Here is a 12,535-nt window from a genome sequence, read left to right as displayed (position 1 = left end):
CTCCACGAATAGTTATTCAGTGGAACTACATTATCATGCAGATTTTAACTTGTATATTCGCTTTTTATGCTACTTCTTGAATGCGAGCATTCTATCAAGCGGGATCATCGCCTCTTTCGCGAGCTGCGGATCGACATGAATTTCATGCTGTTCGCCGCCGTGTTCAAGGGCTTCGGCAATTGCGACTAAGCCGTTCATTGCCATCCACGGACAGTGGGCACAACTACGACAAGTCGCACCGTTACCCGCGGTAGGTGCTTCTAAAAATGTCTTGTTTGGTTGCAACTGCTGCATTTTGTAGAAGATGCCGCGGTCGGTTGCCACGATAAAGGTCTCGTTTGGCAAGGTTTGGCTGGCTTTAATCAACTGTGAGGTTGAGCCAACGGCGTCCGCCATCTCAACAATGTTCTGCGGTGATTCGGGGTGAACCAAGATCGCAGCTTCTGGATGAAGCTTTTTCATGTCGCGCAGTGCTTTGGCTTTAAATTCGTCATGCACTACACAGGCGCCCTGCCACATCACCATATCGGCACCGGTTTGCTTTTGGATATAGCTACCAAGGTGGCGGTCCGGTCCCCACAGGATTTTCTCGCCTTGGCTATCGAGGTGCTCGACTAACTCAAGTGCCATACTTGAGGTGACGACCCAATCGGCGCGTGCTTTAACCGCCGCAGACGTGTTGGCGTACACCACTACGGTGCGGTCTGGGTGCTGGTCACAGAACTCGGCGAATTTATCCGGCGGACAGCCTAAGTCAAGTGAACACTCGGCTTTGAGTGTGGGCATTAGGACGGTTTTGTGGGGTGTGAGAATTTTTGCTGTTTCACCCATGAAACGTACACCGGCAACAATCAAGGTGTCGGCATCGTGGTCACGACCAAAGCGCGCCATTTCTAAAGAATCCGCGACACACCCGCCCGTCTCCTCGGCAAGCGCCTGGATTTCGGGATCGGTGTAATAATGCGCGACGAGTACTGCGTTGTTGTCTTGCAGTAATTGTTTTATGCGCGCTTTGTATTCCGCCTTTTGCTCATCCGTTAAGGGTTTGGGCTTAGGTGGAAATGCGTAATCTAAGTTATCGACGGTTTGAATAGCTGACATGATGTTACTTCGTTTGGATGTTCGTTTTATATACGTATGTGTGATTATATCGGATTTCAAGGGTGGCGGCTAATATGTTGGGTGTTCTGGGGTATCGGGGATGATCTTTTCTTGCGCAGGATGCGCAAGTTACGTCGGTGTGGCGAAAGCGCAAGGTGCGCCGGTGCGGCGAAAGCGCAAGGTGCGTCGGTGCGGCGAAAGCGCATGGTGCGTCGGTGTGGCGAAAGCGCATGGTGCGTCGGTGCGGCGAAAGCGCATGGTGCGTACGACCCGTCATGTGCTTGCGCAGGATGCGCAAGGTACGTCGGCGCCGAGGGCGCGAGGCAAAAGAGGTGGTGGGTTGTGCAGGATTCGAACCTGCGACCAATTGATTAAAAGTCAACTGCTCTACCAACTGAGCTAACAACCCATTTCTTTCTTGCGCAGAATGCGCAAGTTACAACAGAATGCGCAAGGTACATCAGAATGCGCAAGGTACGTCGGTGCACCAAAAGCGCAAGGTACGTCGGTGCGAAAAAAGCGCCGAAGGCGCGAGGCAGAAGAAGTGGTGGGTTGTGCAGGATTCGAACCTGCGACCAATTGATTAAAAGTCAACTGCTCTACCAACTGAGCTAACAACCCACTTTCTGGTACTGCCTTCCGCTGCCATTTGTCCTTGGCAACGGCGGCATAGTTTACTTAAATAACGCTGTGATGCAACTGATAATTTCAGTTTTTTGTCTGACTGCTTACAATTCGATCAGTTGTTGGACCGATGTTACAGGTTAGACAGGCGTTGCTTCGCCAAATTCGCTTCGGTACTGTCCGAGTATTCGGTCAATACTTGTTGGTAGAACGTCTTGGCATCGGCGGTTTTGCCTTGCTCTGCTGCGATAACACCAAGCTTTAACAAGCAGTCTGCGCGCTTGTTGCTGTCGGGGTAGTTATCCACCACTTGTTTAAAGTGGTCGTGCGCTTTTTGGTATTCTTGCTGCGCGTACAGTAGCTGACCTAACCAATAGTGTGCGTTGGGCACGTATGTTGAATTAGGAAAGTTTTGCAAGAACGACTCGAATGCGGGTATAGCGGCATCGTAGCGTTTATCCTCAAGCACGAGTGCGATGGCTTTATCATACGCATCATTTTCGCTCATATTGGCGCTGTAGCCGTTATTTCCGCTACTTGATGCGTTACTTGCACCTTCGTTAGAGGTCGGCACGGTTTGCATATCATTCATGCTGTACGATGCTCCGCCCCCTTGTTGCTTAAACTGACTAAAGCGACGGTCGATCTCTTGATAGATTTCCCGCTGACGCTCAAGTAGTTGCTCGAGGCGATACTCATGCTCTTCGGTAATCCCCCGTAGCTCTGCAACGTCTTGTTGCAAAGATGAAAGGGTGTTGAGCATTTCGAGCTGGGCGCCTTGACGTGCATCAAGCATGCGCTCGATGGTGGCTAGACGTTGCTCAAGTGAACTGGCTGATTGATTTAGGCTGGACACTGGTGCCTGCGCCATAGCGGCGGCAGGCATCAGTAGACAGATAGCCAACAATGATTTTTTCATGAACTATCCGTTATTTAGTTAAACGTCGAGTGGCGATTAGTAAACCAATACTGCGCGACGGTTTTTAGCGTACGCACGTTCGTTCGAAGCGTTAACTAACGGCTTCTCTTCGCCATAAGAAACAGTTGAGATTTGTGAATCTTGAACACCTAAGTTCACAAGGTAGTCTTCAACCGCTTTAGCACGACGCTCGCCCAAAGCGATGTTGTACTCTGGCGTACCGCGCTCGTCGGCGTGACCTTCGATAACGATAGTAACGTTCGGATTCTTGACTAAGTAGTCAGCATGAGCGGCTAGCAACTCTGCGTACTCAGACTGAACGCTTGAACGGTCAAATGCAAAGTAGATAATGTGCTCTTTGCGCAGCGCTTCCATTTGCTCTTCACGCACTTCTTCAGGAGTTTTAGCACGGTCAGCAGCACCGACTTGAACGCCTGATTGAGAACCTGATTCAGTGGTTTGGCCGGTTTCTTGGCCTGAACCCATGCCTGAGTCAGTTGTTGATGTAGAGCTACATGCGGCTAAAGTTGCCATTGGAACGGCAATCGCCAGAGCTTTTAATAATTTATTGAGCTGCATCCTAATGATCCTTATCGTTATCCAGTTGATCAAACCGTTCGGTTTACTAAACTTTTTGGTTAAAACGTTTTTGATTAATACGTTGTCTTATTGAAAATTGCACAATTTTGCGCACCTTTTCATAACTTATATAGCACTTTTACAAGCACTTACATAAATGGCGACCACGATGGCGACTTCACTTCGCCGCTACTTGCCGGTAAACGCGCTTTAAAACGCCCGTCTGTCGACACTAACGCTAACACTTGTTTGTTATTGTGGGTAGTGCTGTAAATCACCATACTGCCATTTGGCGCCACGCTAGGCGACTCATCCAATGCGGTGCGAGTTAACACTTGCATTGTACCCCGCGGAAACTCCTGCCGCGCGATGTGATAGTTACCGTTGGTACGGTTCACTAAAATCATCGAATCACCCGATGGCATGACCGTGCCACCTAGGTTTTGCTCACCCTCAAAGGTTAAGCGGCGCACGTCACCTGACGATAAATTTACGCTATATAACTGCGGTCTTCCACCTCTTTCTGAAGTGAAGACAATAGAGCGACCATCAGGTGTCCAACTTGGCTCAGTGTCAATCGTACGATTACGCGTCAAACGTTGCAAGTTTTTGGTCTTAAGATCCATGACATACAACTCAGGATTGCCATCTTTTGACAACACCATGGCCATTTTGTCGCCTTTTGGAGAAAAAACCGGACTGCCGTTGATACCAGGGAACGAGGTGACTTTCTCGCGCCGCGTGGTGTAGATATCTTGCACAAAGATTTCGGGTCGTTTGTTCTCGAAGCTTACGTACGCCAACTTATTACCGTCCGGTGACCACGAAGGTGACATGAGCGGCTCAGGACTACGCAGTAATACTTTCTCGTTCGCACCATCGTAGTCGGCGACTAACAGTTTGTAGGGATATTGGTCGTCTTGATTCACGGTGACATAGGCAATACGTGTCATGAAGGCGCCTTTCTCACCCGTTAATGCTTCATACACCACATCCGAAATGCGATGCGAGTACTGACGGAATTGATTGCCATCGATCACGGAACTGCGCGCATCGAGGATATGGTCATTGCTTTGCACTAACTGACCATTTTTAAGCATTTGCGCGTTACCGCCGGTGATTTGACCTCGCAGTACGTCAACCAGCTGGAACTTCACCATATAGCGGTCGACCGAATAAGGTTCAACAGTCCCCATCAGCACCGCTTCGACGCCCATTTTCGCCCAAGCTGCGTAATCGAGATCTTCATCACTCGCCGGATACTGCGGCATCGCCGACTGTGGGATCGGGTTAAATTTACCGCTACGGGTTAAATCGGCCGCAATCACTTCGGTAAGGTTGCCGGGCGCTTCGCCTTCGCCCAACCATTTAAAGGGCACAACGCCAATCGGGCGCGCACTGTCGATACCTTCGGTAATGACAATTTCTAACACCCCGGCTCGAGCGGTCGACGTGACTGCCATAACTAAGATACATATATTTAATAACAGCTTTTTCATGGTTCACCTTACGTTTATAACTGCGGTTTAACCGTTAGTTTAATGGTACTCATTTGTTGGTAGACTTCGGGATCCTCTGATACCGGTAACGTGGTCGCTTTTAGTACCGCATTTTCGGCTGAGCGACAAACGGCGGGATCGCCCGCACCGGTGGTGACGGATTTAACAAAGCCACTGGGCGCCAAACTAATGGTCAGCTCGCACGACTTGCCCGACATCGAATCGTCTACGTTCCAATTGCGCTGGATGGTCTGTTGGATCAGCGCTTGGTATTTTTCTAGCTCGCTCAATACTTGGCGGCGACGAGCCGCTGAACGACGTTGACGCTCTTCTTCCATTTCTTTTTGCAACTGAGCTTCACGTTCTGCTGCCAAACGACGCTGACGCTCTTCTTCTTCGCGCCGCTTACGTTCTTCCTCGGCTTTACGCGCCGCCTCTTCTGCTGCCGCCTTTTTGCGTGCGGCTTCTTCTGCCTCACGTTCCGCTTGCGCGCGACGCTCTGCGGCTTGCTTAGCGGCTTGTTCTTCTTTGCGACGTTGCTCCGCCAATTGCTCCGCTTCTTTCTTGGCTTGTTGCGCACGCTTACGCGCCTCAGCCGCTTGTTGCTCTTCTTGCTTTTGCTGTTCAGCAATTTGCTCTAAGCGCTGTTGCTCACGTTCGCGCGCTTTGCGTGCTTCTGCTGCTTTACGCTCCAGTTCTTGGATGCGCTGTTGTTCGGCGCGCTGCTCAGCGGCCTTCTGATCCTTAATCCGCTGCACCTGACGTTCGACCGCTGCCTTATCGACCGAAACGGCATTCACAATTTCCTCGGGCTTGGGGTTCATCTCGCTCTGCTCGAGATTCACTTCCATCGGCGTTGGTGTGGGCGAGGAAAACTCAAAGCTCACCAGCAATACCACCGCTATCGCGACGTGAATGCCTATTGAGTAGATTAACGGTAACTTAAAACTCTCTGCTGATTTTGCCACAACTATTTATCCGCTGAATCTGTCATAAGCCCAACTGAGGGTACGCCGGCACGTTGCAGCAATACCATCAATTGCACAATTTGATTATAAGACACCGCCCCATCGCCGTTCACCATCACCGGTGTTTCGGGCTCGACCTGTAAATGCGCAGCGACCAAGGTGGCGACTTCATCGGCGCTGATCGGCACATCCGGATCGGTGCCTTGATTCAAGTAGTAATTGCCTTCGGCATCGACCGAAGCGACCAACGGTGGGTTGGTATCTTTCGCTAATGGTTCGGCGGTTGCTTTAGGTAATTCAACCTTAACCCCTTGGGTAATCAGTGGTGCCGTCACCATAAAAATGATCAGCAACACCAACATCACGTCGATGTACGGCACCACGTTGATTTCTGCGACCGGCTTGCGGCGCTTACGTGGCATCACCATCATAGTGCGTCACCTTTTACAGTTTTACCGTTAGACAAGCTCTGGCGTTGTAAAATTGCGACAAACTCATCGATAAAGTTCATGTACTGGTTATCGACTTTCTCAACACGATTGGTAAACCGGTTATAAGCAATTACCGCTGGGATGGCGGCAAATAGACCCATTGCTGTTGCGATAAGCGCTTCGGCGATACCCGGCGCAACCATCGCGAGGGTCGCTTGTTTGACGGCACCGAGTGCGATAAACGCGTTCATAATACCCCATACGGTACCGAACAAGCCGATATACGGACTGATAGAACCAATCGTTGCGAGGATACCGAGGTTAGCGTCGAGTTTTTCCAACTCACGGGCGTGGGCAACGCGCATGGCACGGAAAGCGCCTTCGACGCGTGTTTGTGAGTCGGCATTGTCGTGATTACTGAGCCGCGCGAATTCTTTAAAACCGGCATGAAACAGCAGCTCCATGCCACGACTGTTCTTCGCACGAGCAGAAATTTCCTGATACAAGCGAGCGAGGTCGACACCCGACCAAAAGCGATCTTCAAATTTGAGCGCATCGCTGTGTGCTTGCCCGATGACTTTCTTGCGCTGAAAAATCAGTACCCAGCCCCATACGGACATTGCTAACAGCATCAGCATGACCAACTTAACTAATAAACTGGCCTGCAAAAACAAATCAATAAAGGACAATTCTGCTTCCACGCTAACTCACCTCTGCTTTTATCGCTTGTAAGATACTATCGGGTATTGCGACAGCTTTCATCGCGTCTTTGTCGACACATGCGGCTTTCACTCGCGCCTGACAATGTAATGTGCCATCGGCGCCCACTACTTGCTGAGTAAACACCAACGATGCTTTCTTGACCTGTTCGACCACGACCGTGACCGTCAGTTCAGCATTAAAACGCGCTGCTGCTTGCAAGTCGAGATCGACATGCCGCACTACGAAGGCTCTATTGTGATCTAACCAGCTATCCTGTTCAATCCCTAACGACCTTAACCATTCTGTCCTTGCTCGCTCAATAAACTTGAGATAGTTGGCATAATAAACGATACCACCTGCATCGGTATCTTCGTAGTAAACCCGTATAGGCCAACTAAAATAGTTCTTTTGCATAAAAATTCCTTGAGAAATAACCGTTTCGTCCCAATACTCTGTAAAAGTATGAAAAAGTAGCGCTGATTAATTTATCAACAGACTTTTATTTATGACAAATTTGAAACATTAAAAAATCAAACTATTGTTTTGTATACAATTTTTTGTTTTGTTGCTTTTTTGTTGTGCTAATTTCGAACAATCTACAATTCTTTCATATTAGTTTTTCTAATCTGACGTTGTAATTTTTCTAGCTTGATGAGAACGCATTCAAGCGTATAATACCTACTAAATCGAGTTGAAGAGATTGGTTGTCACTTCTTCTTAGATTGTGACTTACTTTTTTTGATTACTTAAAGTAGGTTCCCTGGATTTTTAACTTCCTTCTTGTTGTTCTGTTTGCCCGTTCCGTTTGGTTCGGGCTTTTTTTTACTCAAAATTTACCCTTTACGGCATTATCGTTACGACTCACTGTCAGGCTTAAGCCCAAAATGCTGATAGGCACGCGGTGTTGCAATACGTCCGCGCGGTGTGCGCTGTAAGAATCCCTGCTGAATAAGATAGGGTTCCAGTACATCCTCGATGGTGTCCTTCTCTTCGCCTATCGCTGCTGCGAGGTTATCGAGCCCCACCGGTCCACCTAGAAACTTTTCCATAATCGCCAACAACAGCTTTCTATCCATGTAATCAAAGCCCGCTTGGTCGACATCCACCATGGTCAGTGCGGCACTGGCAACATCTTGGTTGACCTTACCGTCGGCTTTGACTTCGGCGTAGTCGCGTACCCGGCGTAACAAGCGGTTGGCAATACGAGGCGTGCCGCGTGAGCGACGGGCGATTTCTTGTGCGCCGCCGACATCCATATTGACGTTCATATAGTGCGCTGAGCGCTTGATGATTTCGGTGAGCTCTTCAACTTGGTAAAACTCCAAGCGCTGCACGATGCCAAAACGATCGCGTAGCGGCGATGTCAGCGCTCCCGCCCGAGTCGTTGCCCCGATGAGTGTGAACGGCGGCAAATCAAGCTTGATAGAGCGAGCGGCGGGCCCTTCGCCAATCATAATATCGAGCTGATAGTCTTCCATGGCCGGATAAAGGATCTCTTCGACCACCGGACTGAGTCGATGGATCTCATCGATAAACAACACATCATGGGCGTCGAGATTGGTCAGCAACGCGGCGAGATCACCGGCTTTCTCGAGCACCGGTCCCGAGGTGGTTTTGATGTTCACATCCAGCTCGTTCGCGACGATATTTGCCAACGTGGTTTTACCCAAACCTGGAGGGCCAAAAATCAACAAATGGTCCAGCGCCTCTTCGCGCTTGCGCGCCGCCTCGATAAAAATTTCCATTTGTTCGACGACGTGCTTTTGCCCCGTGTAATCGGCAAGCTTTTTCGGCCGAATGGCACGGTCAATCGCTTCATCATCGCCTTGCACATCGGCTTCTATAATGCGGTGACTGGGGATGTGATCTGCTTCAATCATAACCTGTTCCAAAGGGCCTTTGGCCTATTAAGATAACTGTTTCAACGCACTACGAATAAGCGTTTCGCTGCTTTCGCCAGACTGATACACGGCTTTAAGTGCTTTTTCTGCGTGTGCCGGCTTGTAACCGAGCGCCAGCAAAGCACTGAGCGCATCAGCACGAGCATCTGCCGGATGTACAATGGTATCGCCACTGATATTATCGAGCGGTGCGGCATCGGTCGCTGGCGTGCTCGAGCCTTGCCAATCTTTTAAGCGATCACGCATTTCGATGACGAGGCGCTCGGCTGTCTTTTTACCCACGCCGGGCAGTTTGACCAAACGACTGACATCATTCTGATTCACCGCCCAGACAAACTCATCGGCGTTCATACCGGATAATATCGCTAGCGCCAATTTCGGCCCGACGCCCTGAGTCTTTATTAAGAGTCTAAATAAACTCCGTTCGGCAAGCGAATTAAAGCCATACAGCAATTGAGCATCTTCGCGTACTACAAAATGAGTTACCAAAGTGACGGGCTCGCCCGTGGCGGGTAGTTGATAAAAACACGTCATTGGCAATTGGATCTCATAGCCGACCCCTTGCACATCCACTAACACCTCGGGGGGTTGCTTGCTGACTAGTGTGCCACGAATTTGTCCGATCACAGAATGTCCTCTTTATTATTCTACTGTATGCCGGTGTTAACGGCGTAAACGCCCACGCACGATTTTACGTGCTGCACCTGACATTTTTATTAAACTTTGAGCGCTGTGCGCATGGCACAAAGCGACGGCTAAGGCGTCCGCCGCGTCTGCTTGCGGCGATTTGCTCAAGTTCAGTAACGCCATGACCATGTGCTGCACTTGTGTTTTATCAGCACCGCCATTACCCACCACCGCCTGTTTTATCTGTCGAGCGCTGTATTCCGCGACGGGCAAGTCGGCACAGGCAGCGGCTACAATAGCGGCACCGCGCGCTTGCCCTAACTTTAACGCAGAATCTGGGTTACGTGCCATGAATACTTGTTCGATAGCAAATTCATCGGGTTGGTACTGCGTAATCAGCTCGACCACACTGTTGTGGATCCGCTTGAGCTTCTCAGCAAGGCTGAGCGGTTGTGCGGTGGTACCCGTGACGCGAATGCAGCCACTGGCAATATACGATAAGTGTCGACCTTGTTGCTGGATGATGCCGAAGCCCGTTAAGCGTGAGCCTGGATCGATACCGAGGATCACGCTCATCGGAGGTTACTCATCCAAGCTTGCCAACACGTCATCCGAAATATCGGCGTTATGGTAAGCGTTTTGCACATCGTCTAAATCCTCGAGTGCGTCGAGCAATTTGAGGAAAGTGCGCGCGCCATCTTCATCTAAATCCACTTTGGTATCCGGTACCATGGTGACTTCCGCGTTGGTCGACTCAGCGCCAGTCGCATCTAACGCGTCTTTGACCGCACCAAAGACCTCTGGGCTGGTAAACACATCGATATGACCATCACCATGATTCAGTACATCATCGGCACCCGCTTCAATCGCCGGTTCAAGAATGGTTTCTTCGCTGGTTTCGCTACCGTAACTGATGACGCCGCGCTTATTAAATAAGTAAGCGACCGAGCCATCGGTACCTAAATTACCGTTAAATTTATTAAACGCGTGACGCACTTCAGACACCGTGCGATTGCGGTTATCGGTCATGCATTCAAGTAAAATGGCGACGCCACTGGGACCGTAGCCTTCGTAGGTCAACTCCTCGACATTTTCACCTTCGAGCTCACCCGAGCCGCGCTTGACAGCGGTATCGATGGTATCGCGCTTCATATTGTTAGAAAGCGCTTTATCAATCGCCGCGCGTAAGCGCGGGTTCGTCTCGGGATCACCGCCGCCCTGACGTGCAGAGACGGTGATTTCTCGAATAAGTTTGGTAAAAATCTTGCCGCGCTTTGCATCTTGCGCGGCTTTACGATGTTTAATGTTGGCCCATTTGGAATGACCTGCCATGTCTCACTCCATTGTGTTGCTATTCGTCTTTGTCTTCCACCGTACTCTTAACGCCCAATTCTTGCAATGCATCGGGGTTCGCTAGCCCAGGTGCATCGGTCAATACACAGGCTGCGGTGGTGGTTTTCGGGAACGCGATCACATCACGGATTGAGCTTGCGCCCACCATCAGCATCACTAAGCGGTCAAGACCAAAGGCTAAACCGGCGTGTGGTGGCGTACCGTACTTCAACGCTTCGAGTAAGAAACCAAATTTTTCTTTGGCTTCTTCTGCGCCAATGCCGAGTACCTCGAACGCAGCTTGTTGCATGGCGTTATCGTGAATACGAACTGAGCCGCCCCCCACTTCAACGCCGTTTAGTACCATGTCATAGGCATTGGACAGTGCTTGCGCAGGGTCTGCTTTAAGCTCTTCTGGCGTGACGTTAACCGGGGCGGTAAACGGATGGTGCATTGCTGCTAAGCGACCATCGTCGTCTTCTTCGAACATTGGGAAGTCAACCACCCACAGCGGACGCCATTCGTCGCTAACCAATTCAAAGGTTTCACCTAACTTAAGACGTAACGCGCCCATTGCTTCGGCAACCACGTTGGCTTTGTCTGAACCAAAGAACAGAATATCGCCCGTTGCCGCTTCGGTGCGCTCGAGAATGGCGTTAAGTGCTTCATCCGGCAAGAATTTTAAGATGGGCGATTGCAAGCCTTCGCGACCTTGACTGAGGTCGTTGACTTTAATCCACGCCAAGCCTTTAGCGCCGTAAATACCGACAAATTGCGTGTACTCGTCGATCATTTTGCGCGATACGTTGTCTGCCTGACCCGGCAAGCGAATCACGGCGACACGCCCTTTTTCATCGTTTGCAGGACCGGAGAAGACTTTAAACTCAACGTCTTTTAACAGGTCTGCGACATCGACAAGTTCCAAAGGATTACGTAAATCGGGCTTGTCAGAACCAAAACGACGCATGGCTTCGTGCCAAGTCATGGTCGGGAACTTGCCTAAATCGATATCGAGCAACTGTTGGAACAACTGACGCGTCATGGTTTCGGTAACTTCCATCACCTGCTCTGCACTCATGAACGAGGTTTCGATATCAATCTGAGTGAATTCAGGCTGACGGTCGGCACGTAAGTCTTCATCACGGAAGCACTTCACGATTTGATAATAACGATCAAAGCCCGACATCATCAGTAATTGTTTAAATAACTGTGGACTCTGCGGCAATGCAAAGAAGCGCCCTTTATGGGTGCGGCTTGGCACTAAGTAGTCGCGCGCGCCTTCGGGCGTAGCACGGGTCAACATCGGTGTTTCGATGTCCAAAAAGCCATTGTCATCTAAGAAACGACGGACCGCACTTGCCACCTTGGCACGGAACTGCAAGTTCTCATTCATTTGCGGACGGCGCAAATCGAGGTAACGATAACGCAAGCGGGCTTCTTCGCTCACTTGCGAGTTAAAATCGATAGGTAGCGGTTCGGAGCGGCTCAAGATAGTCAGCTCTTTGGCTAAGATCTCAACTTCGCCGGTTTTCATGTTGGCGTTGACTTGACTATCTGGACGACGATTTACTTTACCGCGGATTTGTACGCAGAACTCTTGGCGCAGGCGGTTTGCCTGCTCGAACAACGCGTTTTCGTCGGGGTCAAAGACCACTTGAACCAAGCCTTCGCGGTCACGCAGATCGATAAAGATCAAACCACCTAAATCGCGACGTTTGTTGACCCAACCACATAAAGTGACTTCTTGTTCGGCTAGTTCGGCAGTTACCTGCCCACAGTAATGCGTTCGCATGCGCCCTTCACACCTTTTATTCTGCTGAATGATTTAAAGCGCATATTATAGCGAACTGGG

The 12,535-nt window shown here is 50.1% G+C and carries 13 protein-coding genes and 2 tRNA genes; all 15 read right to left on the bottom strand.

Annotated elements, in window-relative coordinates:
- Positions 1 to 69 precede the first annotated feature (69 nt).
- The 15 genes from nadA to aspS all read right to left on the bottom strand — a co-directional run bounded on the left by nadA (position 70) and on the right by aspS (position 12,475).
- Entirely contained in the window at positions 70 to 1,101 is a 1,032-nt protein-coding gene (gene nadA, locus AWU56_RS06480) for a quinolinate synthase NadA (protein ID WP_006954949.1), read from the bottom strand.
- Between the two features lie 333 nt (positions 1,102 to 1,434).
- Positions 1,435 to 1,510 (bottom strand) — tRNA-Lys (locus tag AWU56_RS06475).
- Positions 1,511 to 1,646: 136 nt separating this feature from the next.
- Positions 1,647 to 1,722 (bottom strand) — tRNA-Lys (locus tag AWU56_RS06470).
- Between the two features lie 136 nt (positions 1,723 to 1,858).
- The gene (ybgF, locus tag AWU56_RS06465) at positions 1,859 to 2,644 is read right to left on the bottom strand and encodes a tol-pal system protein YbgF (protein WP_286682056.1); all 786 of its coding nucleotides are present in this window, start codon (positions 2,642 to 2,644) and stop codon (positions 1,859 to 1,861) included.
- Positions 2,645 to 2,680: 36 nt separating this feature from the next.
- The gene (gene pal, locus AWU56_RS06460; protein ID WP_006954945.1) at positions 2,681 to 3,223 is read right to left on the bottom strand and encodes a peptidoglycan-associated lipoprotein Pal; all 543 of its coding nucleotides are present in this window, start codon (positions 3,221 to 3,223) and stop codon (positions 2,681 to 2,683) included.
- Positions 3,224 to 3,372: 149 nt separating this feature from the next.
- Positions 3,373 to 4,722, bottom strand: a complete 1,350-nt coding sequence (tolB, locus tag AWU56_RS06455) for a Tol-Pal system beta propeller repeat protein TolB (protein WP_272978164.1) — start codon at positions 4,720 to 4,722, stop codon at positions 3,373 to 3,375.
- 14 nt (positions 4,723 to 4,736) lie between these two features.
- Positions 4,737 to 5,690: a cell envelope integrity protein TolA gene (gene tolA / locus AWU56_RS06450; RefSeq protein ID WP_286682055.1), complete on the bottom strand. Its 954-nt coding sequence runs from the start codon at positions 5,688 to 5,690 to the stop codon at positions 4,737 to 4,739.
- Between the two features lie 2 nt (positions 5,691 to 5,692).
- Positions 5,693 to 6,121: a protein TolR gene (gene tolR / locus AWU56_RS06445; protein WP_414653223.1), complete on the bottom strand. Its 429-nt coding sequence runs from the start codon at positions 6,119 to 6,121 to the stop codon at positions 5,693 to 5,695.
- Positions 6,118 to 6,822, bottom strand: a complete 705-nt coding sequence (gene tolQ / locus AWU56_RS06440; protein ID WP_286682054.1) for a protein TolQ — start codon at positions 6,820 to 6,822, stop codon at positions 6,118 to 6,120. The genes tolR and tolQ overlap by 4 nt, the downstream gene beginning before the upstream one ends.
- 1 nt (position 6,823) lies before the next feature.
- Positions 6,824 to 7,237, bottom strand: a complete 414-nt coding sequence (gene ybgC / locus AWU56_RS06435) for a tol-pal system-associated acyl-CoA thioesterase (protein WP_286682053.1) — start codon at positions 7,235 to 7,237, stop codon at positions 6,824 to 6,826.
- A gap of 440 nt (positions 7,238 to 7,677) precedes the next feature.
- Positions 7,678 to 8,703, bottom strand: a complete 1,026-nt coding sequence (gene ruvB / locus AWU56_RS06430) for a Holliday junction branch migration DNA helicase RuvB (RefSeq protein ID WP_286682052.1) — start codon at positions 8,701 to 8,703, stop codon at positions 7,678 to 7,680.
- A gap of 27 nt (positions 8,704 to 8,730) precedes the next feature.
- Positions 8,731 to 9,351, bottom strand: coding sequence for a Holliday junction branch migration protein RuvA (gene ruvA / locus AWU56_RS06425; RefSeq protein ID WP_272977561.1), 621 nt, complete (start codon positions 9,349 to 9,351; stop codon positions 8,731 to 8,733).
- A 36-nt stretch (positions 9,352 to 9,387) separates the two neighbouring features.
- Positions 9,388 to 9,927, bottom strand: coding sequence for a crossover junction endodeoxyribonuclease RuvC (ruvC, locus tag AWU56_RS06420; RefSeq protein WP_006954938.1), 540 nt, complete (start codon positions 9,925 to 9,927; stop codon positions 9,388 to 9,390).
- 6 nt (positions 9,928 to 9,933) lie between these two features.
- Positions 9,934 to 10,683: a YebC/PmpR family DNA-binding transcriptional regulator gene (locus tag AWU56_RS06415; RefSeq protein ID WP_286682051.1), complete on the bottom strand. Its 750-nt coding sequence runs from the start codon at positions 10,681 to 10,683 to the stop codon at positions 9,934 to 9,936.
- A gap of 19 nt (positions 10,684 to 10,702) precedes the next feature.
- Positions 10,703 to 12,475, bottom strand: coding sequence for an aspartate--tRNA ligase (gene aspS, locus AWU56_RS06410; protein WP_286682050.1), 1,773 nt, complete (start codon positions 12,473 to 12,475; stop codon positions 10,703 to 10,705).
- Positions 12,476 to 12,535 lie beyond the last annotated feature (60 nt).

The sequence above is a fragment of the Idiomarina sp. T82-3 genome (assembly GCF_001577655.1).
Taxonomy (GTDB): domain Bacteria; phylum Pseudomonadota; class Gammaproteobacteria; order Enterobacterales; family Alteromonadaceae; genus Idiomarina; species Idiomarina baltica.
This window is presented reverse-complemented; position numbering and strand designations above follow the sequence as displayed.